At 55.8% G+C, this 22,918-nt stretch carries 22 protein-coding genes; 8 read left to right on the forward strand and 14 right to left on the reverse strand.

Going from position 1 to position 22,918, the window contains the following annotated elements; genetic code table 11:
* Window positions 1–132 precede the first annotated feature (132 nt).
* The 5 genes from BLV85_RS08370 to cheA all read right to left on the reverse strand — a co-directional run bounded on the left by BLV85_RS08370 (window position 133) and on the right by cheA (window position 8,724).
* A complete protein-coding gene (locus BLV85_RS08370) occupies window positions 133–990 on the reverse strand; it encodes a CheR family methyltransferase (protein ID WP_090414197.1) in 858 nt (285 codons plus the stop codon).
* A gap of 166 nt (window positions 991–1,156) precedes the next feature.
* Window positions 1,157–3,478, reverse strand: a complete 2,322-nt coding sequence (locus BLV85_RS08375; RefSeq protein ID WP_090414199.1) for a methyl-accepting chemotaxis protein — start codon at window positions 3,476–3,478, stop codon at window positions 1,157–1,159.
* Window positions 3,479–3,541: 63 nt separating this feature from the next.
* Window positions 3,542–5,806, reverse strand: coding sequence for a methyl-accepting chemotaxis protein (locus tag BLV85_RS08380; protein ID WP_090414201.1), 2,265 nt, complete (start codon window positions 5,804–5,806; stop codon window positions 3,542–3,544).
* Window positions 5,807–5,871: 65 nt separating this feature from the next.
* Window positions 5,872–6,393 (reverse strand): chemotaxis protein CheW, encoded by a 522-nt coding sequence (locus tag BLV85_RS08385; protein WP_090414203.1) that lies wholly within the window; start codon window positions 6,391–6,393, stop codon window positions 5,872–5,874.
* Window positions 6,394–6,492: 99 nt separating this feature from the next.
* Window positions 6,493–8,724, reverse strand: coding sequence for a chemotaxis protein CheA (cheA, locus tag BLV85_RS08390; protein ID WP_090414205.1), 2,232 nt, complete (start codon window positions 8,722–8,724; stop codon window positions 6,493–6,495).
* A 235-nt stretch (window positions 8,725–8,959) separates the two neighbouring features.
* On the opposite strand from cheA, the gene BLV85_RS08395 reads away from it, so the two are divergent.
* From BLV85_RS08395 to BLV85_RS08415, 5 genes are all read left to right on the forward strand, one after another.
* Window positions 8,960–9,409, forward strand: coding sequence for a hypothetical protein (locus BLV85_RS08395; RefSeq protein ID WP_176973979.1), 450 nt, complete (start codon window positions 8,960–8,962; stop codon window positions 9,407–9,409).
* A gap of 81 nt (window positions 9,410–9,490) precedes the next feature.
* The gene (locus BLV85_RS08400; RefSeq protein ID WP_090414207.1) at window positions 9,491–10,114 is read left to right on the forward strand and encodes a ubiquinone biosynthesis accessory factor UbiJ; all 624 of its coding nucleotides are present in this window, start codon (window positions 9,491–9,493) and stop codon (window positions 10,112–10,114) included.
* A gap of 77 nt (window positions 10,115–10,191) precedes the next feature.
* The gene (ubiB, locus tag BLV85_RS08405) at window positions 10,192–11,706 is read left to right on the forward strand and encodes a ubiquinone biosynthesis regulatory protein kinase UbiB (RefSeq protein ID WP_090414209.1); all 1,515 of its coding nucleotides are present in this window, start codon (window positions 10,192–10,194) and stop codon (window positions 11,704–11,706) included.
* Window positions 11,707–11,840: 134 nt separating this feature from the next.
* Window positions 11,841–12,149: a (2Fe-2S) ferredoxin domain-containing protein gene (locus BLV85_RS08410; protein ID WP_090414234.1), complete on the forward strand. Its 309-nt coding sequence runs from the start codon at window positions 11,841–11,843 to the stop codon at window positions 12,147–12,149.
* A 28-nt stretch (window positions 12,150–12,177) separates the two neighbouring features.
* Entirely contained in the window at window positions 12,178–12,798 is a 621-nt protein-coding gene (locus tag BLV85_RS08415; protein WP_090414211.1) for an alpha/beta hydrolase, read from the forward strand.
* Between the two features lie 84 nt (window positions 12,799–12,882).
* Here the strand turns inward: BLV85_RS08415 and BLV85_RS08420 are convergent, their stop codons facing one another.
* Window positions 12,883–13,224, reverse strand: coding sequence for a hypothetical protein (locus BLV85_RS08420; RefSeq protein ID WP_090414214.1), 342 nt, complete (start codon window positions 13,222–13,224; stop codon window positions 12,883–12,885).
* Complete coding sequence (gene pepP / locus BLV85_RS08425; RefSeq protein ID WP_090414216.1) at window positions 13,200–14,528, reverse strand: Xaa-Pro aminopeptidase; 1,329 nt, start codon at window positions 14,526–14,528, stop codon at window positions 13,200–13,202. The genes BLV85_RS08420 and pepP overlap by 25 nt, the downstream gene beginning before the upstream one ends.
* A gap of 325 nt (window positions 14,529–14,853) precedes the next feature.
* Between pepP and rpe the strand changes: the two genes are divergently transcribed.
* The 3 genes from rpe (at window position 14,854) to trpE (ending at window position 17,843) form a co-directional block, all read left to right on the forward strand.
* On the forward strand, window positions 14,854–15,534 hold the full coding sequence (gene rpe, locus BLV85_RS08430; RefSeq protein WP_090414217.1) for a ribulose-phosphate 3-epimerase: 681 nt from the start codon (window positions 14,854–14,856) through the stop codon (window positions 15,532–15,534).
* Window positions 15,535–15,552: 18 nt separating this feature from the next.
* Window positions 15,553–16,269, forward strand: coding sequence for a phosphoglycolate phosphatase (locus BLV85_RS08435; RefSeq protein ID WP_090414219.1), 717 nt, complete (start codon window positions 15,553–15,555; stop codon window positions 16,267–16,269).
* Window positions 16,270–16,358: 89 nt separating this feature from the next.
* The gene (trpE, locus tag BLV85_RS08440) at window positions 16,359–17,843 is read left to right on the forward strand and encodes an anthranilate synthase component I (RefSeq protein ID WP_090414221.1); all 1,485 of its coding nucleotides are present in this window, start codon (window positions 16,359–16,361) and stop codon (window positions 17,841–17,843) included.
* Window positions 17,844–17,990: 147 nt separating this feature from the next.
* Here the strand turns inward: trpE and BLV85_RS08445 are convergent, their stop codons facing one another.
* The 7 genes from BLV85_RS08445 to BLV85_RS08475 form a co-directional block, all read right to left on the reverse strand.
* Window positions 17,991–18,242, reverse strand: a complete 252-nt coding sequence (locus BLV85_RS08445) for a S4 domain-containing protein (RefSeq protein WP_245725144.1) — start codon at window positions 18,240–18,242, stop codon at window positions 17,991–17,993.
* A 38-nt stretch (window positions 18,243–18,280) separates the two neighbouring features.
* The gene (locus tag BLV85_RS08450; RefSeq protein WP_090414222.1) at window positions 18,281–19,153 is read right to left on the reverse strand and encodes a carbon-nitrogen hydrolase family protein; all 873 of its coding nucleotides are present in this window, start codon (window positions 19,151–19,153) and stop codon (window positions 18,281–18,283) included.
* Window positions 19,150–19,809, reverse strand: a complete 660-nt coding sequence (locus BLV85_RS08455; protein ID WP_090414225.1) for a GNAT family N-acetyltransferase — start codon at window positions 19,807–19,809, stop codon at window positions 19,150–19,152. The genes BLV85_RS08450 and BLV85_RS08455 overlap by 4 nt, the downstream gene beginning before the upstream one ends.
* A 231-nt stretch (window positions 19,810–20,040) precedes the next feature.
* Complete coding sequence (locus BLV85_RS08460; protein ID WP_218132794.1) at window positions 20,041–21,294, reverse strand: tetratricopeptide repeat protein; 1,254 nt, start codon at window positions 21,292–21,294, stop codon at window positions 20,041–20,043.
* Complete coding sequence (locus tag BLV85_RS08465) at window positions 21,291–21,998, reverse strand: energy transducer TonB (protein ID WP_090414228.1); 708 nt, start codon at window positions 21,996–21,998, stop codon at window positions 21,291–21,293. The genes BLV85_RS08460 and BLV85_RS08465 overlap by 4 nt, the downstream gene beginning before the upstream one ends.
* Window positions 21,995–22,402 carry an ExbD/TolR family protein gene (locus BLV85_RS08470; protein WP_090414239.1) on the reverse strand — a complete coding sequence of 136 codons (408 nt, stop codon included), beginning with the start codon at window positions 22,400–22,402 and terminating at the stop codon, window positions 21,995–21,997. The genes BLV85_RS08465 and BLV85_RS08470 overlap by 4 nt, the downstream gene beginning before the upstream one ends.
* 10 nt (window positions 22,403–22,412) lie before the next feature.
* A complete protein-coding gene (locus BLV85_RS08475) occupies window positions 22,413–22,916 on the reverse strand; it encodes a MotA/TolQ/ExbB proton channel family protein (protein ID WP_090414230.1) in 504 nt (167 codons plus the stop codon).
* Window positions 22,917–22,918: the final 2 nt, after the last annotated feature.

Here is a 22,918-nt window from a genome sequence, read left to right on the forward strand (position 1 = left end):
CCCTGACGGGCAACTCCAAATGTATCGGTAATCTTGCTTTTTTACACAAAAACCCTGTCAAGCACTTTTTGCATTTTTTTCGCTGAATAGTTACATCATTTTTTTCTTCCGAAGTAACAGAATCACCCATGCTCAACGTGCGGGTTTTGAGACCGGCTTATAAACCGTGCGGTCACAAATCTTGATCAAATCCGCCGCATGCTGGAATACCTCCGAATGCCCCATGAACAGCAAACCATCGGGATCAAGCAAGGGCATGAATTTCTGCAGTATCCGGTATTGCGTGGGCTTATCGAAATAAATCATGACATTGCGGCAGAAGATCGCCTCGAAAGGCCCGCGCAATGGCCAGGCGGCCCCCAGCAGATTGAGCTGCTTGAATGCAATCAGATCCAGCAGCTCCGGCCTGACCCGGACATAACCGTCACGCCCCCCGCTGCCTTTGAGAAAAAAACGCTTGATCCGCTCCTGGGACATGCTTTCCAGCCGCTCCATCGGGTACACACCCTGGCGGGCAGTTGCCAGCACGTTGGTATCGATATCGGTGGCAAGGATGCGCACAGGTGGCTTGAATGAACCGAAGGTCTCGACCATGGTGATCGCCATGGAATACGCTTCTTCTCCAGTCGAACATGCGCTGCACCAGAGCTTCATCAGCTTGCCGGTTCTTTTCCTCTTCATGTGTTCGGCCAATATCGGAAAATGATGCGCTTCCCGGAAAAAGGCAGTCAGATTGGTTGTCAGCGCATTGACGAATGCCTCCCACTCTTCATCTTCGCTATTGCTTTCCAAACGCAGCAAATAATCGCTGAAACTCTGTGCGCCCGTCATACGCAAGCGGCGGGAAAGCCGGGTATAGACCATTTCCTGCCGGTTATCTGCCAGAGCGATGCCGGCGCGGGCGTAGATCATTTTTTTGACCGACTCAAAATCTCGCAAGGAAAAGGCGTATTCACGGGAGGTTTGCTCAAACTGAGGCTCTGCACTCATAGGATACTTTCGCTATAAAAGTTAAGTGGGACGTACCAAATCCAAGGATGTATCTGAACAGCATCCGGCAGAAGATTCAGCCATGCATGATTATGCGTGGCTGAATCTTCCCTGCGTCATCTCCAAACTTCTGGTGTGCCTCCATACCGTATCATCACCTGTCGGCTCAAAACTCTTCCCACTCCCCATCAGTGCCGGTTTTGGCTGGCGCGCCAGCCTTGCCAGGTTTACCCCCACCCTTGGCATGCGGCAACCGCTCGACATTGGTTGCCCGATTCGGGCCACGCCGTTCAACCAATGCCGGCGCATGGGTCTTTACCTGCCCCATGCCTTGCTCCAGTTTGAAACTGGTCACTGCCCGCGCCAGCTGTTCTGCCTGTTCACGCATCGATTCCGATGCGGCCGCCGCCTGTTCGACCAATGCCGCATTCTGCTGAGTAATTTCATCCATCTGGGTAATCGCCTGGTTGACCTGCTCGATGCCCAGGCTTTGCTCCTGCGAAGCAGCCGAGATTTCGCCCATGATGTTGGTCACACGCTTGACCGACAGCACGATCTCTTCCATCGTCTTACCTGCCTGATCCACCAGCTGGGTGCCATCTTCGACCTTGTGCACCGAGTTGCCGATCAATTCCTTGATTTCCTTGGCGGCGGCTGCCGAGCGCTGCGCCAGCGTGCGCACTTCGGTCGCCACCACCGCAAAGCCACGGCCCTGCTCACCCGCACGTGCCGCTTCCACCGCCGCGTTCAAGGCCAGAATATTGGTCTGGAAGGCAATGCCATCGATCACGCTGATGATGTCGACGATTTTCTTCGAGCTGTCGTTGATCGCGCTCATGGTCTGCACCACCTGGCCGACCACGTCCCCCCCTTTGACCGCCACATCCGAGGCCGATGCCGCCAGCTGATTGGCCTGGCGGGCATTGTCCGCATTCTGCTTCACGGTCGAGGTCAGCTCTTCCATGCTGGCAGCGGTCTCTTCCAGGTTGGCTGCCTGCTCTTCGGTGCGTTGCGACAAATCGACATTGCCATCGGCAATCTCTTTCGAGGCCGTGCCGATCAGTTCCGCCGCTTCCTTGATCTGGCTGATGATGCTCGTCAATTGGGCAATCGTGACGTTGGAATCATCCTGCAATTTGCCGAACATGCCCTGGTATTCGCCCCGCATTTGCTGGGTCAGATTTCCATCTGCCAGCGCACCCAGGACATTCGCCAGTTCGTTCAATCCGCTGGAGGTGGTGGCCATGAGCTGATTGATGCCTTCAGCCAGCTGCTTGAAGAATCCTTCCTTGTCATCCAGCGGCAAGCGCTTGCCAAAATCACCTGCCACGGCCGCCTGCACAATCTCCACCACTTCTTTCTCGACCGTCAATTCCTGCGTGCGGTCTCGCCATTCGACCGCCGCACCGGCCCGCTCGCCAGCTTCGTTCATGACCGGCATCAATATCAGTGAATAGGTGCGCCTGCCGATCTTGACATTGTCGATTTGCTGGGGCTGCGTCAATTCGGCCAGGCGCGGTTTCAACTTGCTTAACACAGCCGTCTCGTCGGCTGTACTCGCCAGGATTTTGCGCACCAGACGATTCATAAATATGACAGTGCCTGAAGTATCTGAAATCATCATCGCCGAGGTGGCGATATCGAGCGCGTTGCGGACACGCAGATTCTCGATATTCATCCGTTTGGTTTCCGCAAAATCAATCCCGGCACGGATTTGCATCGACTTCAAGGACTCTGTCAGGCGGCCGATTTCATCATGATTGGCCACCGTTATCTGGGTGGTATAGTCGCCTTGTGCCATTTTTTCCAGATGCCCGATCAGGGTATTGATCGGCTGCTGAATCGCGCGATACAACATGGCGGCCATCCCGCCCGCGAGGCCCAAGCTGATTATCATTCCGGCATAGGCCAGTCCAGCATGTTGCGGCATCAGCCAAACCGATACCGCCATACCCAATGCAGGTACGGTAGCCAGCAAGGCAATCCGGGCACGCAGAGAGACCCGACCAATTTTTTGCCTGATCGAGCCCCAAAATCCCTCTGCAATCACCTCGCCTGCCACGATGCGCACTTTTGCCCGCCCTTCGCGCATTTCCTGGTACAGCTTCTCGGCGGCCTGAATCTGCTCACGGGTTGGCTTGCTGCGCACTGACATATGCCCAGTAATCCGGCCCTGCTCCTTGATCGGGGTAGCGTTGGCATAAACCCAGTAATAGCCACCATCCTTGCTGCGGTTCTTGACCATGCCACTCCAGGGTTTGCCCTGCTTGAGCGTATGCCAGAAATCCTCGAACGCCTCGGGTGGCATATCCGGATGGCGCACAATATTGTGCGCCTGCCCGATCAGCTCCTGCTCGGTATAGCCGCTGATATCAACAAAAGGCTGATTGATATAGTTGATCACACCCTTGGGGGTCGTCCGGGAAACGAGATATTCTCCATCCTTCATTTCCTTCCCTACATTGGTGATCGGCATGTTGATCCGCATTACATGGTCTCCCGTATTGACTCAGTTCTTCGCTATAAAACGCTAACCCATTCCCTCGACTGTTCAGAATTCTTCCCAGTCTCCATCAGTTCCGGTTCTGGCAGGCGCTGAAGCTGTTGGTTTGCCGGTCTTGGCGGTTTTGCTGCCGCCCTTGGCATGCGGCAACCGCTCGACATTGGTTGCCCGGTTCGGACCACGCCGTTCAACAAATGCAGAAGGATGGGCCTTCGCCTGCCCCATGCCCTGCTCCAGCTTGAAGGCAGCCACTGCGCGCGCCAACTGATCCGCCTGCTCGCGCATTGATTCCGATGCGGCCGCCGCCTGTTCGACCAACGCCGCATTCTGCTGGGTGATTTCGTCCATCTGGGTAATCGCCTGGTTGACCTGCTCGATACCCAGGCTCTGCTCCTGCGAGGCGGCCGAGATTTCGCCCATGATGTCGGTCACGCGTTTGACCGACAGCACGACCTCTTCCATCGTCTTGCCTGCCTGATCCACCAGTAGCGTGCCATCTTCGACCTTGTGCACCGAATTGCCGATCAGCTCCTTGATTTCTCTGGCCGCTGCCGCCGAGCGCTGCGCCAGGGTGCGCACTTCGGTCGCCACCACCGCGAAGCCACGGCCCTGCTCACCCGCGCGCGCCGCCTCCACCGCTGCGTTCAAGGCCAGAATATTGGTCTGGAAGGCAATGCCGTCGATCACGCTGATGATGTCGACGATTTTCTTCGAGCTGTCGTTGATCGCGCTCATGGTCTGCACCACCTGGCCGACTACGTCTCCCCCTCTGACTGCCACATCCGAGGCCGACGCCGCCAGCTGATTGGCCTGGCGGGCATTGTCCGCATTCTGTTTCACGGTCGAGGTCAATTGCTCCATGCTGGCCGCAGTCTCTTCCAGGTTGGCTGCCTGTTCTTCGGTGCGTTGCGACAAATCAACATTGCCATCGGCAATCTCTTTCGAAGCCGTGCCGATCAGTTCCGCCGCTTCCTTGATCTGGCCGATGATGCTCGTCAATTGGGCAACCGTAATATTCGAGTCATCCTTCATTTGTGCAAACATGCCTTGATACTCGTTGGTGATTTTCTGTGTCAAATCGCCTTCGGCCAGGGCATCGAGGATGCGGATCATGTCTTTCAGACCCGTTTCGCAGATGTGCATCAACTGGTTCAAGCCATCGACCATTTTATGGAATTCATGCTGATACCTGTCCGCCTTGCCGCGACGCGAGAAATCGCCCGCCACCGCGCCGTCCACCAGAAACTTGATTTCGCCATTGATGGCTTGCAGGCTGGCCTTGACCTTGTCCATTGTTTCGGTAATTTTTGCTTTTTCGCCAGGCAATCTATCCATATCCACCGACAAATCACCTTGCGCATAACGGGCAGCAATTTCTACCACTTTCATCTTGACCGAAATATGTGCCGCTACCAGTTCATTGACACCATTGGCAATATCGCCATAACTGCCTGGAAACTGTCCCACTGGAATGCGATGGCTAATCAAGCCCAAGTCATGCTGCTTCTTCATCTGTTGCTGCGCTTCGGCAAAACTATTCAATACTGAGACCATCTTGCGCATTGCCTGCAACAACACCGACATTTCATCACGCCCGGTCACTTCTATCCTTTGATCCAGCTGACCGCCAGCAATGCCTTCCGCCACCTTGACCGCCTGGTTGATCGAGCGGCTGATCGCGCTGATCAGGACAAATCCGAGCACACCCGCAAACAGGACACCCAGCACAATCACAGCGATGGTCATCATCAGCATTTTGGAAAAATCCGCCTGGGCGAGCGCATACTCTTCCGCCGCGACCCGTTCCTGCAATTCAACCAAATGAAACAACGTATCATGCACGGCCTCGAACTTGCCGCCGGCATCCTTGACCATATTCTCCGTTGCAGCATCAAAATCACCGTTGATGGCCAGATTCAGCGTATGGTTGCGTGATGCCTGGTAGGTTTTCCACTGCTCGGTGAAACGGTTAGCCAATGCTTGCTCTTCGGAGGTGAGATAGGTCGAGCTGAATTTCTGCCAACGCTGATTAACGTCAGCATCAGCCTCCACCACTGATGCCGCGCGCTGACGGGCGGCATCGGTATTTCTCAAATTGGCTGCCATGACCGCATGTATGCGTATCTGCTGCATGCTATCCAGCACATGCGACAGATCCGCCAGCGTCACAGTCCGATCTTCGTAGACCGTTTCCAGTTTTGCGTTGGATTGATACAAACCATACAGCCCCATGGCACCAATCCCTATCAGCAGCAACGACAACACGCCTATGATCAAAACCAACCGGGACTTGATCGTCATATTTTGCAACATACTTGCTCCTTACACTCGATGTAACTCACTAATAGAATAATTACCCGTTTTTTCAATGTGTTTGCTTACTTACTCACCCACCCACCCACCTGTTCCAACAAACCCATTTCACGACTGCTCATAAGCTTCTCGATATCCACCAGAATCAGCATGCGGTTATCCACGGTACCCAACCCCAGGATGTATTCGGTATCGATCACCGCACCGAACTCCGGGGTATCCCGCAACTGTTCGGTCTCCAGATTGATCACGTCGGAGACCCCGTCCACGACGATGCCGACCACGCGCCCGGACAAATTGAGAATGATGACAACCGTAAACTGGTCGTAATGCGCTTCGCCCAGATTGAATTTGATGCGCATATCGACAATCGGCACGATGACACCGCGCAGATTGACCACACCCTTGATGAATTCCGGGGCATTGGCGATACGTGTGATCGCGTCATAGCCACGAATTTCCTGGACTTTCAGAATTTCTATACCGTATTCCTCCTTGCCCAACCGGAAAGTCAGAAATTCGCTGCTGGAAGAATTGGGGGTCGCATTTGATGATTCGCTTGCGCTAGCGGCTTGTGTTTGCTGCATGTTCCTTGCTCCTCGTGTATGCATAGAATGGAATAGGCTTAATCGGCATTTTCAGCAGGAATTTGACCCAAACGCCAAGCATTCATGAACGTTCCCCGGTCAGGCAGCATCAACCATTCTCTGTTTGGTGACATGAACCAATCCCACCGCATCGAGTATCAAGGCGACACTGCCATCGCCCATGATGGTCGCACCGGATACGCCCTGCACCCGGCGGTAATTGCTTTCCAGACTTTTGATCACGACCTGATGCTGACCGACCAAATTATCGACAAACATGGCGGCCTTGCTGCCCTCGGCATCGAGAATCACGAGAATGCCTTCGTGGATCTCATTCACGGCGGGTTGCAAATGAAAGACCTCATGCAGCGCGATGACCGGCAGATACTCTCCACGCACTTGCACCACCCGGCCCTGGCCTCTGACGGTTTTGATATCTGCAGCAGCAGGTTTTAGAGATTCGGTGATGTAGGTAAGCGGTACGATAAACAGCTGATCGCCAACCGCCACCGACAGTCCGTCCAGAATCGCCAGGGTCAATGGCAAGCGTATCGATATTCTGGTGCCTTGTCCGGCAATAGAATCTATCTCTACCCGTCCGCCCAGCCCCTGGATATTGCGCTTGACAACGTCCATGCCGACACCGCGGCCGGAGACATCGGTAATCGCATCCGCAGTCGAGAAACCGGCCTCGAAAATCAACATCCAGACATCCGGATCCGACATGTTATCGTTGACGGCCAAACCGCGGCTGCGGGCCTTGGCCAGAATTTTTTCGCGATTCAGGCCTGCGCCGTCGTCGGCCACTTCGATAACGATACTGCCACCCTGGTGCGAGGCACGCAGAGTAATCGTACCTTTGGCCGACTTGCCCTTCGCGACTCTGCTTTCAGGTGATTCAATCCCATGATCCAGGCTGTTGCGGATCAGATGTGTAAGTGGATCAGTGATCTTCTCGATCAAGCCCTTATCCAGTTCGGTACCTTCCCCTACCGTCTTGAGATCGACTTGCTTGTTGAGCTTGGCAGCGACATCCCGCACTACGCGCGGGAAGCGGCTGAATACAAAGCTGATCGGCATCATGCGAATCGACATCACCGCTTCTTGCAAATCACGGGTATTGCGTTCCAGCTGGTTCAGGCCATTGAGTAGCTTCTCGTAAATGACCGGGTCGATTTGAGATGCGGTCTGCGCCAGCATCGCCTGGGTAATCACGAGTTCACCGACCAGATTGATCATCTGATCGACTTTTTCGATGCTGACACGTATCGATGAAGACTCGTTGTTGGCCGCTTTGGCTGGCTCAGCTGGCTTCTTGGACGACTGGCGGCCGACGGGAGTATCGGCAGCAGGCGGCTCATCCCGGGTGGTTACCGCGTCAATGGCCGCAGATACATCGTTCCCGGTCCCGGTCCCGGTCCCGGAAGAGTTCGAAACTCCCTCATCCGCAGGTGACTGTGAACTCTGCAGGCCGACTGCCTGGCCGGCATCAATCTCACGCCCGTCAGGCGCTGCGTCATTTCGCTCTTCTCCTGCCGCCGATCCCGGCGATTGGACCGCAGAGGCCACCGCCTCCCGCCTGATCGAAAGACTGACAGGGTCAACGATAAAGGCCAGCGCTTCCCAGGTATCTTCCTCACTCATCTGGGTAGTCAGCCGCAATACACACTGATCGCTGTTATCCGGGGCGGTCAGATTTTCCAATACACCCTGGCAAGCCAAATCATGCAGCAGCTTTTGCTTGACGCGTTCTGCCAGATCCCCGCAGGCAAATTCGATGTGATAGGTGACGGCAGACTGGGTGGATACATCTTCGCTTGCAGCCCGCTGCGTTACCTGTGGCTGGGCAAGACTGTGTCCGGCTGAATCCTCGTCTGCAGCGGGTGCGGCCCCGGTTTCCTGCTCAGTCACGACGGGTGCGGACACTGCTTGTTCCTGGGCTGTTTCCGCCATCAACAGTTTCAATTTCTGAGCGACTGCTGCCACTTCTTCGGTATTCGCCTGATCCAGGCCACGGTGCCCATCCAGCTGTTTTTTTAGAACATCTCCCGCCTCCAAGAAGGCATCGACCATCTCGCTGCGAATTTCGAGCTCACCTTTGCGCAATTTGTCCAGCAATGATTCCAGCATGTGAGTCATCTCCGTCATATCCGTAAATCCAAACGTACCCGCGCCCCCCTTTATGGAATGCGCCACCCTGAAAATGGCATTCAAATCTTCCGCGTCCGGCGACTGAATATCCAATCCGAGCAAGCGTGATTCCATTTCGGCCAGCAGCTCGCTGGCTTCCTCAAAAAATATCTGGTAAAACTGTTCTAAATCGGTACTCATAGAGACTCCCATCTGAATTTTCGCGACAGCTTACTGTATGGAAAGCGCCCATATCGCACCGATTAAACTGATAAACAGGTGTTAATTCTCGTAGGGTTTTGTTTTTTCGGAACAGAAGGACGCCATTAAGCGCTAAAATGGGCAGGCAAATTGCATTGCCAAGCATTTTGGTTAGCTTGTAATATCGCAAGGTGCAGCTTTCTTTATCATTTGAAAACCGGGTAGTGAAAATAAAATGACGGGGCGTTGTTACGTTATTAGGCAACAGGATAAAAATACGGCGGTAGCCTTTATCGATAGCCAGATCGATAAGGATCCAAAGTGGCTCGGCCTGGTTGAATCACAACGCGTTATCGCTGAGCAGGAATATCGCGCGGCCAAAGCCGATTCCACCAGCCTCAATGCCTGGTGCCGGAAATGGCTGAATGAAACGCACTGGGGGCAGATTAAAGACGCCATCAATACCGCCAGGGAACAGAAAGAGCAATTGAAACGCATCCAGCCCCATCGCACGATCAGCCTGACGCATCAGGCCTGGCAGATACTCTCTGATCTTGCCCGGCAAGAGGGTATTTCGCTCTCGGAAGTCATCGTCAACCGGCTTGGCAAGGAATGGATGACCGTTTTTGTCCACGCTGACGCACGCTACGACAATGCGCCAGGCAACCGCCGCGTCAGATCCTGATCATGCAATGCACAACAGGTTTACCGCCCTGCCGGTCATTGCATGATGGTCATATGCTGTAGGTAATTACCGTAATTTTCGATGCTGACTCATATCCTGACCCCTTCATTCAACCGTCTGATCGACAAAACGGCATGGGCCCGCGAGCGCCTGCAGTCCCATGCAGGGCAATCCGTGCGCCTCACGATCGAATCCTTGCTGACCCTCAACTTCAGGATCGAATCCGATGGCCATGTCGTTTCCGCAAACCATGGTGAAGCAGCCGCTGCCACATTGACCCTCACACCCGATCTACTGGGCCGGCTTGCGGCCAACGACAGGCAGGCGTTCCGGGAAATCTCGCTAAGTGGCGATCCAACGCTGACGGAAACATTGTTATACTTGGGTAAAATACTGCCCAGCGAAATCGAAGCGGATTTAAGCATGCTCATCGGTGATGCCCTGTCCCACCGCGCGGTTCAAGTAGGACAAGGGCTGCTGCACTGGCATCTGCAAAGTGCGCTCAATGTCTCGCAGGCCCTGGCCAGATTTCTTGCTGATGAAGAACCCGTGATCGCCAGCAGAAACCAGCTTGAGCGACTTGCGTCCGGGGCTGAGACGCTGCAACAGCAGGTTGCGCGGCTTGAAACAAGAGTTCATGCACTCGCTATCCCGCACAAACCGCAAATTGAAACAAATCGCTTATCCTTGGCCAATCAACGATGAAGCTTTGCATGACGTGGCATAGCGTTATGCTGCACGCGATCCATCGCCCGCAAACTTATTGACTCAACCCATTATTCATGCGCTTCTTCCGCCTCCTGAAAATCATCCTGGTCGCCTTCCGTTTTGGCCTGGATGAAATTTTGCTCAGCCAGACTCGTCTGCGCGCGCTCAAAGCGATTTCCCTACTGTTGCCATTCCGTGCGCGGCTCAAATTGCCGCGTGCCGTCCGGCTGCGTTTGGCGCTGGAAGCGCTGGGGCCGATCTTCATCAAATTCGGCCAGATGCTCTCCACTCGCCGCGATCTGCTGGCGCAGGATTTTGCCGATGAACTGGCCTGGCTGCAGGATCGTGTGCCTCCCTTTCCATCGGAACAAGCGATCAAGCTGCTGGAAACCGTTTATGGCCGATCCGTCTACGAAGTATTTCTGGAGTTCGAAAGCAAACCGGTAGCGAGTGCATCCGTCGCACAGGTGCATTACGCGGTCCTGCAGGACGGCACTCGGGCAGCGGTCAAAATTCTGCGGCCCGACATCGCGCCGGTCATTCATCATGATGTTGCGCTGATGGAAACCGGCGCCTGGCTGCTGGAATCCATTTGGCCAGATGGCAAGCGTCTGAAACTGCGCGAAGTGGTCTCGGAATTCGCCCGCCATTTGGAAGATGAACTCGATCTCATCCGCGAAGCCGCCAATTGCAGTCAGCTGCGCCGCAATTTCCTGAATTCACCGTTGCTGCTGGTACCCGAGGTTTACTGGGATTACTGCCATCCGGAAGTCATGGTCATGGAGCGTGTCATCGGCACACCAATCAGTCATGTTGCCACGTTGCGCGAAAAAGAGATCGATATTCCTCAACTGGCCCGCATGGGCGTGGAAATTTTCTTCACACAGGTTTTCCGCGATGGTTATTTCCATGCCGACATGCACCCCGGCAATATTTTCGTTGGCGATGATGGCCGCTACATCGCAGTGGATTTCGGCATCATGGGGTCGCTGAGCGACCAGGACAAGAACTATCTGGCACAAAATTTTCTGGCATTCTTTCGCCGTGATTACCGCCGTGTGGCACAGGCGCATATCGAAGCGGGCTGGGCCCCAAGAAACACACGCGTGGATGATTTCGAGGCGGCAATCCGGGCTGTGTGCGAACCCATCTTCGACCGTCCCTTAAAGGAAATTTATTTCGGCCGCATCTTGCTGCGTTTGTTCCAGGCCTCGCGCCAATTCAACGTGGAAATCCAGCCCCAGCTGGTATTGCTGCAAAAAACGCTGCTGAATGTCGAGGGACTGGGGCGCGATCTGGACCCGGATCTCGACCTCTGGAAAACGGCCAAACCTTTTCTGGAAAGCTGGATGGATGAGCAAATCGGCATGCGCGGATTTATCAGCCACATGCAAAAGGAGGCGCCCAACTGGGCGACCATATTGCCGCAGTTCCCGCGCCTGATTCACTATAATCTAGGTCAGGAACGCTCCCAAAATCTGGAAGAAAAACTCACCGAGCTGGTCGCGCAGGAAAAACGGCAAAGCAAGCTGCTGGCTTTGCTCGCGGCGTTGATTGCGGCGTTGCTGTTGACCAATATTTATTTTTAGAACCGGCGGATGGCAAATTGCGGGCGCATTTTAGATAAACCCAGTAATCGCTACCGGAACACTTGCGTTCCACGGCACCCAGGCCGCTGAATATACCCAATGTCACTTCGCACAAGCCAACCAAGAAAAAATCCATGACATACTATCGGCATCATGTCTTCTTTTGTGTCAACCAGCGCTCAAATGGGGAGCCCTGTTGTAATGATTTTCAAGCCCAGGCCATGCGCGATTACGCCAAGTCGCGCATCAAGGCGCTCGGACTGAGTGGCCGAAGCAAGGTACGCATCAACAATGCCGGTTGCCTCGACCGCTGCAACGAAGGGCCGGTGATCGTGGTCTATCCAGAGGAAGTCTGGTACACCTATGTGGACCAGGAGGATATCGATGAAATCATCGAATCACACCTCCAGAACGGACAAGTCGTTGAACGTTTGAAGATTTGAGCCCGCACTGGCCAGCCTCCCCTCTTCGATGAACCCGGAGCAGAAATTATTCATCCCCGGTCCGGCAGGCCGGCTGGAAGCTATCGTCACGTGCCCTGAAGCGCCCTGGCGTGGCTTGGCGGTGGTGGCCCATCCGCACCCGCTGCATCATGGCAGCATGCACAACAAGATCGTCTATATCCTGAGCAAGGCCTTCCACGCGCGGCAATACCTCACCGTGAAATTCAATTTCCGGGGTGTCGGCAACAGTGAAGGCCAATACGGAGCAGGCCAGGGCGAGGTCGAGGATGTGATTGCCGTCACGCAAGCCATGCGCGAGCGTTACGCCGCCGAATTGGGCAACACACCTTTGCTGCTGGCAGGATTCTCATTTGGCGGCGGCGTCCAGGTGCATGCCGCGCAACAGCTGAATCCGCAAACGCTGGTACTGGTCGCGCCTTCGGTGGAACGGCTGCATGCACCGCCTGTTGGCACGCATGCCAGGCAAGTCGTGATCATTCAGGGCGACCGTGACCCAATCGTGCCCCTCCAAACCGTCCTGAACTGGGCCGCACCTCAGAAGTTGCCGGTCACAGTGGTTCCCGGCGCCGAACATTTTTTTCATGGCAAGCTCGGCCTGCTCAGAGATATCGTGCAGCAGGCCTGTTGATCACTCAATAGAAACAGTTTGGCTGTCGTTCGGACCAGCCAGCGTCACGCCTATCCAGGAAATGATTCTGCTTGCCCAGCTCGATCAGTGGCGTCCGTGGCTTTTGTGGTCTTCCTTGATTTCGATAATTTCCGCATCTTCGATAATCTCGCCATCTTCACCCTGGGCCTGCATCGAGCGGCGAAGCTTGCGCCGCAGCCACCACAGCCGCGCACCGACAACTGCCGCCACCGCCACGAACAGCGCCAGCACAATCGAGAAAAAGAACGCACCCAGCACCACCACCACAATGGCCACCGGTATCAGTGTCAAATAAAATGCCCAGCGATTGACCGGGGAAGCACCCGGTGGCCGATCGTCTTGTGCGTACCCCTGCTTATCGTATATAACTCGTCTGATAATTATTTTTCTGTAATCGTCGTGCATTGCATCCACTCCTCTATTTCGGCAATGCTTTTGGGCGCTGCCTGTGTCAGTATTTCATGGCCGGCCGATGTCACGGCGACATCGTCTTCAATCCTCACACCGATATCCCAGAAATGGGCCGGCACCCCTTCCGCAGGCCGAATATAGCAACCCGGTTCAACCGTCAAGGTCATCCCTGGCACCAAATGACGCCATTGGCCTGCTTGCTTGTATTCCCCCGCATCGTGCACATCCAGCCCCAGCCAATGCCCGGTGCGATGCATATAGAATTGTTTGTAGGCTTCCGACTCCATCACGGCATCCAGGCTGCCGTGACACAAGCCCAGATCGATAAATCCCTGTATCAGGACGCGCAGTGCCGCTTGGTGGGGCGCATCCCAGCTGTTCCCCGGTTGCACGGCATCGATTGCCGCCGCCTGGGCAGCCAAAACCAACTCGTAGATGGCTTTCTGAGGGCCAGAGAACCGGCCATTGACCGGAAAAGTGCGGGTAATATCGGCTGCATAGCCATCATACTCACAGCCGGCATCGATCAGCAACAAATCGCCCGCTTGCAGCAGCGAATGATTGTCGACATAGTGCAGCGTGCAGGCATTCGTTCCACCGGCCACAATCGGTGCATAAGCCGGCGCCTGGGCGCCCTGCCGGCGAAATTCATGCAGCAGCTCGGCTTCGATCTCGTATTCGTGCTTGCCGGGGCATGCCGCGCGCATGGCGCGCCTGTGTGCCTGGCACGAGATCCTGGCCGCCTCGCGCATCACGGCCAGTTCATAATCGTCCTTGATTAAACGCATTTCGTCCACGAGAGCCCGCACATCACGAATTTCAGTCGGTGCCGCCACACCTTTTCTAATCTGCCCGCGCACCTGGTTGATCCAGCCAACTATCCGCTGATCCCAAGCTGGATCCTGCCCCATCGCATGAAACACGGCCGGCTGATCGGCCAGGAATTCCACAGCAAGTGCATCGAGCGTACTGATGGCATGCGCGGCATCGAAACCGAACATTTCCTGGGCGGCTTGCGGACCATGCCGGAAACCATCCCAGATTTCCCGCTCGGGATCCTTGTCCCGGCAAAACAAAATCTGCCGGGAAGCCGATTCGTCCTCGGCGGCAATCAACACCAGCACCGCATCAGGCTCGCGAAACCCGGTCAGGTAATAAAAATCGCTATCGAAGCGATAGGGATAATGCGCATCCCGGTTGCGCAGCTTCTCGGAAGCGGTGGGAATCACCGCCACCCCCCGCTGCATCTGTGCCAGCAAGCGGCGGCGACGGTACATATAGGTTTGAATGGGGATCATGTGGACAAATTTTTGCAGTAATCAAAAAAGAAAGCAATCAATGGATCAGGCCGTGTCTCTGTAGCATTATCCTGGATTCAGCGATTCATTGCATCCGCGAATGGATGCAGGCGCCGACGGGCCGCAGCCATCCGAATCCCACTCTCTTAGAATGGCCAAGCCACCGCCCCACAAACCCACCCACACCATTCGTGTTTATTCGTGTCCATTCGTGGTTATCTATTTCATGACCGGCACACGCTGCTCAGCGCAACTAGCCAGGATTATTTCCGTCACACACACATTTGCGGTTAAAATGCGGTATTTTTCCCGGAGGCTAGAAATTATGTATCGTATTGCTCCTAGTATTCTTTCGGCCAATTTCGCCAAGCTCGGTGAAGAGGTGACCCAGGTTCTGGCAGCAGGTGCCGACATCATTCACTTCGACGTCATGGACAATCATTATGTTCCCAATCTGACGATTGGCCCCCTGGTATGCGAAGCCATCCGTCCGCTGACCGATGCCATCATCGATGTCCATCTGATGGTTGAGCCTGTCGATCGCATCATCCCTGATTTCGCCAAAGCGGGCGCCAATATCATTTCCTTCCATCCGGAGGCATCCCGGCATATTGATCGCACGATCGGGCTCATCAAGGAACAGGGATGCAAGGCAGGCCTGGTTTTCAACCCGGCCACACCGCTATCCTATCTTGACCATGTGCTGGACAAGCTCGACCTGATCCTGATCATGTCGGTCAACCCCGGTTTTGGTGGTCAGGCTTTCATTCCTGAAGCGTTGAACAAATTGCGCCTGACGAGAGAGCGCATCGATGCAAGCGGCCGCGACATTCTGCTGGAAATCGATGGCGGCGTAAAAGTGGACAACATCGCTGAAATCGCGCGCGCCGGCGCGGATACCTTTGTAGCCGGATCGGCCATTTATGGCGCGGGCAAGGACAGTGATCCGCACCGCTACGATAGTGTCATCGCCGCCATGCGGGCTGAACTGGCCAAAGTGGCTTAATCCGGATTCGTCAACCTTATGAACCATAACAATCTACAACCGTCTCTCCAGGTCATGTTCCCGCTTCCGCTCAAGGCGGTTGTCATCGATCTGGATGGCACCTTGCTGGATACCGCGCAGGACCTCGCACTGGCTGCCAATGAAATGTTGCAGGCGCTGAGCATGGACACATTGCCGGCAGCGACCATTCAAACTTTTATCGGCAAAGGCGTGCCCAAACTGGTCAAGCGCACATTGACCAACAGCCTGGATGGCGAGCCGGATCCTGCATTGTTCGCGCAGGCCCTACCCATTTACGAGCGCTGTTACGCAAAGCACCTGCATGTGCATACCCGTCCCTACCCGGGCGTGGTCGATGGACTCAATCAACTCCGGCAGGATGGCTATCGCCTGGTCTGCATCACCAACAAGGCCGAAGCGTTCACCCTGCCGCTGCTGCGCGCGACGGGCCTGCTGGATTATTTCGAACTCGTGCTGTCCGGTGACAGCTTGCCCAGGAAGAAGCCGGATCCGCTCCCGCTGCTGCATGCATGCAAACATTTCGGCATTACACCCGATGCAGCGCTGCTGATTGGCGACTCGCTGAATGACGCCATCGCCGCACGCGCGGCCGGCTGCCATATTTTCTGCGTGCCCTACGGCTATAACGAAGGACGCGATGTCCATGAACTCGATTGTGATGCAGTGGTCGATTCGATTCTCGACGCCTCCAAGTTGATCGTCCATCAAGCATGAAATCATGTCTGCAGGATCGCCTGCCAGCCTGACCGGCCAGGTAAGCGATCCGGCCACATCAACCCTAACATTTCCATTGCCTTGCACTTATGGATCGATATGTCACTGAAAGCGACTTCAACACGCTCGCCGCACAAGGCTACAACCGCATTCCCCTGGTGCTGGAGACCTTTGCTGATTTAGACACACCGCTTTCCGTCTACCTCAAACTGGCCAACCAGCCCTACTCCTATTTGTTGGAATCGGTGTTGGGCGGTGAGCGATTCGGGCGCTATTCCATCATCGGCCTGCCGGCAAAAACCCGTCTGGAAGTTTATGTCAATCACATATACATCATTTCGGACAACGAAACGAGCGAGTTCGACACCGATAATGCCCTGGACTTCATAGGCGATTTCCTGACCCGGTTCAAGGTTGCACCTTATGCCGGATTGCCACGCTTTGTTGGCGGCCTGGCCGGTTATTTTGCTTACGATACCGTGCGCTATATCGAGCCGAGGCTGGCTGGCCATGCAAGGCCAGACACCTTGCACACACCGGATATCCTGCTGCTGCTCTCGGAAGAATTGGTTGTCATGGACAATCTCTCCGGCAAGCTCTATCTGATCGTCTACAGGGATCCTGCCGCAAGCGATGCCTACCAGTCGGGGGTAAAGCGCCTGAAGGAATTGCTGCAAAAATTGCGGGCATCCCTGCCGATTCCCGTCGAGCAACCCAGCCCGTCGGCCGTGGCCGTCTGTGAATTCCCGGAAAACGGTTTTCTGGCCGCGGTTGAAAAGGCCAAACGCTACATCGTCGAGGGCGACATCATGCAGGTCGTGCTGTCGCAGCGCACCAGCAAGCCCTACTCGGCATCGCCACTGGCATTGTATCGCGCGCTGCGCAGCCTCAATCCCTCACCCTACATGTTCTATTATCATCTAGGTGATTTTCATGTCGTGGGCGCTTCGCCGGAAATCCTGGTCAGACTGGAAAAAGACACCGTGACGGTGCGTCCGATTGCCGGCACCCGCCCACGCGGCCGCGACACAGAGGAAGACCGGGCACTGGCAGCCGAGCTGCTGGCTGACCCCAAGGAGCGGGCCGAGCACATCATGCTGATGGACCTGGGGCGCAATGATGTCGGCCGGGTAGCCCAGACTGGCAGCGTAAAAGTCACCGAAAACATGCAGATAGAATATTACTCTCATGTCATGCATATTGTTTCCAACGTCGAAGGCAAGCTCAAACCCGGTCTGAACGCCATCGATGTCTTGCGCGCCACTTTCCCGGCCGGCACAGTCAGCGGCGCGCCCAAAGTCAGGGCGATGGAAATCATCGACGAACTGGAAATCTCCAAGCGCGGCATCTACGCCGGCGCAGTCGGCTATTTGGGCTTCGATGGCGACATGGATCTCGCCATCGCGATCCGCACCGGGGTCATCAAGGATGGCGTCCTGCATGTACAAGCGGGCGCGGGCATTGTCGCGGACTCGATTCCCCAGAATGAATGGATCGAAACCCAGAACAAAGCCAAGGCATTGCTGCGCGCAGCGGAGATCGCCGAAAATGGCCTCGACAGCAAGCTGGATTGATCCGGATTTTACCTCTCTACGATTTTCAGTGGGATGTATGAAGTGCAGGATAATCCGTTAACGGTTGTAGGGTGCGTGGGCGCACCCTACACGCTGTCATGGCAACCAGTCATCTCAGCTGCAAGCGACTGTTCTACTCAATTGATCTCATTCAACGACAACAGCAAGCACCACACCTTCAGGCAATAGTTGTCCCGGCCTGGTCACCAGCATACCGTCGGCATGCACCGAACCGGCCTCGATCAACTGCCGGGCGCGGCTGCGCGATGGCGCCAGTGCACGCGCCACCAGCAGCGCATCGGCCCGCTGCCGGCCCTGCGGGCGCTCGACTGCCTTGCGCGTCTGCCCAGGCTTGGAGTGCGGGCGCCGGCTGCGGGCATGAAAGGCGTTCATCGACATCGTGACGGGTCCTGATGAAACATGGGCGGCGAGAAATTTTACTTGATAGGCGTAATTACGACTTCATTGTCATATACGTCATGACGTTTGTCATAAAGCGGAATCGTGGTACCGTTGACACGGTTCTGGGTCAAGTCGTCGAGATTAATATCGGCGATGATGATCTGCTCCACATTGGGCGTGCCCTCGGCGGCGATGCCGTCGCGCGAGAAGGGAAAATCCGATGGCGTGATGATGCTTGCCTGACCGTAATGCACGCCCAGCCCCTCGACAGGCAGATTGCCCACGGTGCTGGTCATCGCCACATAGACCTGGTTTTCGATTGCGCGCGCATGACAGCAATAGCGCACCCGCAGAAAGCCCTGGCGGTCGTCCGTGCATGAGGGCACGAACAGGATATCGGCACCCGCCTCGCATACCATGCGCGCGAGCTCGGGAAATTCGATGTCATAGCAGATCAGGATGGCGATCTTGCCATAGGGGGTATTGAACAGATACAGCTGGTCGCCAGCAGCGGTATCCCACATTTCGCGCTCCCAGCGGGTGCGGTGGATCTTGTCCTGCTCATGCACCTCGCCATCCGGGGTGAACAGATAGGCGGTATTGTAGAGCTGGCCATCGCGCAGCGTCGGGTGGCTGCCACCGATCAGAAAAACCCGCCAGTACTGGGCCAGCTCCCGCATCAGCTCAACATAGCGGCCCGTGTAGTCATGCATGTTGCGCACAGCATTCAGCAACTCGCGCGTATCCATGAAGGACAGCAGCTGAGTGGTAAAAATCTCGGGCAACAGCACGAAATGCGGGCGGTAACCACCCGCAGCCTGCATGACGAAGCGCACTTGGTTCTCAAACCCCGACCAATCGTGGATCTGCCGCAGCAGATACTGTACAGCAGCGATTCTGACTATCATAGAATATCCTCCTCGGGGATAAGAGTAGGTTTGTCGGGGTCATAGTCCGGATTGCGCCAGACAATCAGCGAAGCATTACCGCCGGATTCTCTATCCTCGGGCAAATAGCCTTCGATCACGCCGCAATAGTCGAAACCTTCGTGCAACTGAAAACCGAGCACCGGGTCGTGAAAATCACCCCATACCACGCGCTTGGCGTAGTCCTCGGCACTCATTTCGGCTGCGTGCACGTGATAACCCGGCAGACGGCCGCAGGCGATGATGCGCCGCAGATTCATCGCGCGGCACAGCTCGCGCCGCCCCTCGTAAAGCGCATGCCCGAGGCCTGCGCCGCGTATATCGGGATCGACAAACACCTCGGCACCATAAAGCGTCCGGCCTTCCGGATTATGGTTGTCGAAAGTGCCCGAAGCGGTGATTTCTTTCCAGGTATGCGCATCGCACCAGTCGTCCCAGGCCACAATCAGGGAGCTCGCACAGCCGACGATACAGCCGTCACGCTCGGCTACAATCTGTCCCTGGGGAAAGATCTCGATCTGATGCTCGAATTTGGTCGGTGACCACGGCGGCATACTTGGCGGATAGGATTTTTTCTGCAGCGCGACGAGCGCCGGAATGTCGTCTGTCCGAGTATGGCGGATAATGGCTTTGGGCATGAGGGTTCCTGCTGCGGTATCGTTTGCGTGACAAAATTGACCTGCCTGCGGTTTGTCAGCTTTCCATGCCACCCGGAATCAGCTGAACGAGCTGGAGTATGCGGCGCCTGGGCCCGATGACAGCGCCGCCATCTGGCTTAGAGGTACCTTAACAAGCGGGCATCACAAACCGACCCGCTCTTTGTATCACAAAAGCCAAGTTTTATAAAATAGCGGCGGGACGGATGCCCATCACATTCTTGAAATCTCGACCGAATGCTGATACATGTGCGTATATTTTGGACGGTCTATCCGCTTCAACCAATAACTCGCTTCATGCTTGACATTTTCCACTTCCAGCAGCGGCTCCAGCACTTGCCGTGCCAAAGCCGCATCATCTGTTTTGAAAGCGGCAATACCCAACCACAAACGCGCCTGATGCACGCGTCTCAGGCCACCCTTGCGCAGACCCTGCTGAAAATGTGTTTTCGCAGAGCGCCAGTCGTTGCGTTGCATGGACAGGCGGCCCAACATCAGAAAATCCTCCCCATTCGGTGCCAGAACCGCCGCTTCCGCCAGCACCTGGGCAGCCTGGCCATTTTCACGGGCCAGCCGCCAGCAACTGTACAACAATTTAAGATGCTCGTAATTGCGGACCAGCCGTTGATTGGCCATCTCGGTTTCCAGCAAACGGGCCGCCTTGGCGGGCAGACCCTGTTGCGCGTTGAGCCTGACTAACTGCAGGATATCGCTCTGCTTGGCCTGGCCGGCATAGTAGGCCAGCATCATGGTAGCCAGCGCCTGGTCATAACGGTTCTGATGCGCGTACAGGCTGCTCAGATAAAGCCACCATTCGCGTGTTTGCGGAGCATCCGCTATCAGTCTTTTAACCAAGGGCTCGGCCTTTGCATACGCCTTGCGGTCAATATACAACGACAGCAACAGCTGGATAATGGCCGGTGACGGTGCTTTGTGCAAGGCTGTTGCCTGCTCGAGATACACAATCGCTGTATCGGGCCTGTTGGCGCGGTAGGCCGCATAGCCGGCCATATAATAAACATCCGCATCCACTGCAGAAGCTTGTTGCAACCATTGCGCGAGGTGATCGATGCTTGCCCGGTAGTCTTCCAGATAGAAGGCTGCCTGGCCCGCGAGCGCATGCAACCCATGCACCGCATCATCGTCCAGCAATCCGGACTTTATCGCCTCCAAAGCCGCGCCTAGCGCAGCGCGCGGGTTGTCCGATCCGGCATGGGCATAGGCCAGATATTGCAGCACCACCGCTTGCTCGTAAGCATTGTCCTTGATTCGATCCTGCAATCCGCTGAGCGCCTGGCGGGCACGTTCGGCCTGCCCCTGACGCAGAAAAGCATCGGCCTGCTGCAATACCTGAAAGGTCGCATTGCTGACCCCGTTTTCCTGCGACCAAGCCGGGGCAGTGTAAACCTGCACCAGTATCGCCAGCGCAATCATGCGCGCGCCAGCCAGTAAAGTCAGCCGTTTCATCTACTCAAACTGAAAGTAAAGACCTGCCGCACCCGGACATCGACCGGGTTACCCTGATCATCGCGGCGCGGCTGAAAACGCCAGCTGCGCACCGCACGCACCGCGACCCGGTCAAACGCACCCGCAGGGCTGCTGTTAATCACAATCGGGTCATTCACTTTTCCCTCCTTGTCGACGATGAATTCCACCAGCACCTCACCTTCCACCCGGCGCAAGCGCAATGGCTCGGGGTAGGCCGGCTGACTGCGCGCGATAGCTGTCAACTCATCCGCCATAATGAAAGCCGGCGCGGAGGGCACCCCCATTCCAGTGCCTGGAATACTGGCCAGGGCACCAGTTTTACTCCGGCCGCTTCCGACCACAGCAGGCAAGGACGGGCCCGCAGCCATATGGGGGCGCATGCTCGGCAGATCGATTTTCAATGCCGGCACCGGCAAGGGCAAGGCGCGCAAATCCTCAGTGGGCGCCGCTGGCTGTGGCAAGGGCTCAGACAGCGATACCGGTGGCTGAGGTTCGGGTGGCGCGGCTTTCCGTGCTCTGGGTACCGCTTCCTGCTTTGGGCGCGGCCGGACAAAATCAAAAAATTGCGCATCGGTGGTAGCGATCCACTTCCTGTCCTGTTCAGCAGTCACCATTTGTATCATGAACCAGAACAACAGCAAGTTAATCACGCATGCCGCCAGCAGCGTCAATCCAAATTTCATGGTTCCTCGGTGGCGGCAACCGCGACGCGAGCGATTCCCGCCAAGCGCGCCTGATCAAGCACTTGCATGACAATGCCGGTCTCCGAACGCTTGTCGGCAAGAATCAGGGCCGAAGCTTCCGGCGACTCGGCATGCAAGCGTTCGACATGGCCCCGCACCGCCCGTAGATCGATCTGCTGTTGCTCAATCCAGACCTCGCCATTCTGGGTGACAGCGATCAAAATACCGGCCTGATCCTGGCGTTCGGCAGTTTGTGCAGTCGGCCGATCGACTTCGACGCCGGTTTCCTTGACAAAGGATGAATTGACCGCAAAGAAGATCAGCAAAATAAAAACCATATCGATCAGGGGCGTGACATTGAGTCCGGCACCTGAGCCCGCAGGGCGGGTATGTCGGCGTTGCATGGTCATGCGCTCATCGGTCAGTTAAAAAGGTGTTGAATTGCTCATGGGCTGAACGAGCGCGAAACTCAAGATTGGCCGCAAAAAAATAGCCGGACAAGGCTGTGATCAATCCAGCCATGGTCGTAATCAGCGCTTCCGAAATGCCGGCTGCCATGCCGCGCGCATTGCCCGCACCAAACACATTGATCACTTCGAAAACCTTGATCATGCCGGACACAGTACCCAGCAGCCCCAGCAACGGCAGAATATTGGTCAAGACATCGACCGCTTTCAATCCCCGCAGCGCCTGTGCAAGATAGCGCGCAATCAGACTGTGCTTCAGCCGCTGCTCGCTCATGCGTCTGGATGGTGAACGGTTGCGCCACTGGCCGAGCAGTTCTGCCTGCAGCTGCGGCAATTGAAAATAAAAGAACCAGTAGCGCTCGATAATCAATGTCCACATCAGCATCGACACGGCCAGGATCGCCCATAGCAAGCTTCCACCTTGATCGAAAAAACTCAGTATCTTTTCCATCC

This window comes from Nitrosomonas halophila (genome assembly GCF_900107165.1).
In the GTDB taxonomy this organism is placed as follows: domain Bacteria; phylum Pseudomonadota; class Gammaproteobacteria; order Burkholderiales; family Nitrosomonadaceae; genus Nitrosomonas; species Nitrosomonas halophila.

Coding starts and splice junctions, on each gene's coding strand:
- BLV85_RS08370 (WP_090414197.1), bottom strand. CDS start 990: ATGAGTGCAGAGCCTCAGTTTGAGCAAACCTCCCGTGAATACGCCTTT.
- BLV85_RS08375 (WP_090414199.1), bottom strand. CDS start 3,478: ATGCGGATCAACATGCCGATCACCAATGTAGGGAAGGAAATGAAGGAT.
- BLV85_RS08380 (WP_090414201.1), bottom strand. CDS start 5,806: ATGTTGCAAAATATGACGATCAAGTCCCGGTTGGTTTTGATCATAGGC.
- BLV85_RS08385 (WP_090414203.1), bottom strand. CDS start 6,393: ATGCAGCAAACACAAGCCGCTAGCGCAAGCGAATCATCAAATGCGACC.
- cheA (WP_090414205.1), bottom strand. CDS start 8,724: ATGAGTACCGATTTAGAACAGTTTTACCAGATATTTTTTGAGGAAGCC.
- BLV85_RS08395 (WP_176973979.1), top strand. CDS start 8,960: ATGACGGGGCGTTGTTACGTTATTAGGCAACAGGATAAAAATACGGCG.
- BLV85_RS08400 (WP_090414207.1), top strand. CDS start 9,491: ATGCTGACTCATATCCTGACCCCTTCATTCAACCGTCTGATCGACAAA.
- ubiB (WP_090414209.1), top strand. CDS start 10,192: ATGCGCTTCTTCCGCCTCCTGAAAATCATCCTGGTCGCCTTCCGTTTT.
- BLV85_RS08410 (WP_090414234.1), top strand. CDS start 11,841: ATGACATACTATCGGCATCATGTCTTCTTTTGTGTCAACCAGCGCTCA.
- BLV85_RS08415 (WP_090414211.1), top strand. CDS start 12,178: ATGAACCCGGAGCAGAAATTATTCATCCCCGGTCCGGCAGGCCGGCTG.
- BLV85_RS08420 (WP_090414214.1), bottom strand. CDS start 13,224: ATGCACGACGATTACAGAAAAATAATTATCAGACGAGTTATATACGAT.
- pepP (WP_090414216.1), bottom strand. CDS start 14,528: ATGATCCCCATTCAAACCTATATGTACCGTCGCCGCCGCTTGCTGGCA.
- rpe (WP_090414217.1), top strand. CDS start 14,854: ATGTATCGTATTGCTCCTAGTATTCTTTCGGCCAATTTCGCCAAGCTC.
- BLV85_RS08435 (WP_090414219.1), top strand. CDS start 15,553: ATGAACCATAACAATCTACAACCGTCTCTCCAGGTCATGTTCCCGCTT.
- trpE (WP_090414221.1), top strand. CDS start 16,359: ATGGATCGATATGTCACTGAAAGCGACTTCAACACGCTCGCCGCACAA.
- BLV85_RS08445 (WP_245725144.1), bottom strand. CDS start 18,242: ATGTCGATGAACGCCTTTCATGCCCGCAGCCGGCGCCCGCACTCCAAG.
- BLV85_RS08450 (WP_090414222.1), bottom strand. CDS start 19,153: ATGATAGTCAGAATCGCTGCTGTACAGTATCTGCTGCGGCAGATCCAC.
- BLV85_RS08455 (WP_090414225.1), bottom strand. CDS start 19,809: ATGCCCAAAGCCATTATCCGCCATACTCGGACAGACGACATTCCGGCG.
- BLV85_RS08460 (WP_218132794.1), bottom strand. CDS start 21,294: ATGAAACGGCTGACTTTACTGGCTGGCGCGCGCATGATTGCGCTGGCG.
- BLV85_RS08465 (WP_090414228.1), bottom strand. CDS start 21,998: ATGAAATTTGGATTGACGCTGCTGGCGGCATGCGTGATTAACTTGCTG.
- BLV85_RS08470 (WP_090414239.1), bottom strand. CDS start 22,402: ATGCAACGCCGACATACCCGCCCTGCGGGCTCAGGTGCCGGACTCAAT.
- BLV85_RS08475 (WP_090414230.1), bottom strand. CDS start 22,916: ATGGAAAAGATACTGAGTTTTTTCGATCAAGGTGGAAGCTTGCTATGG.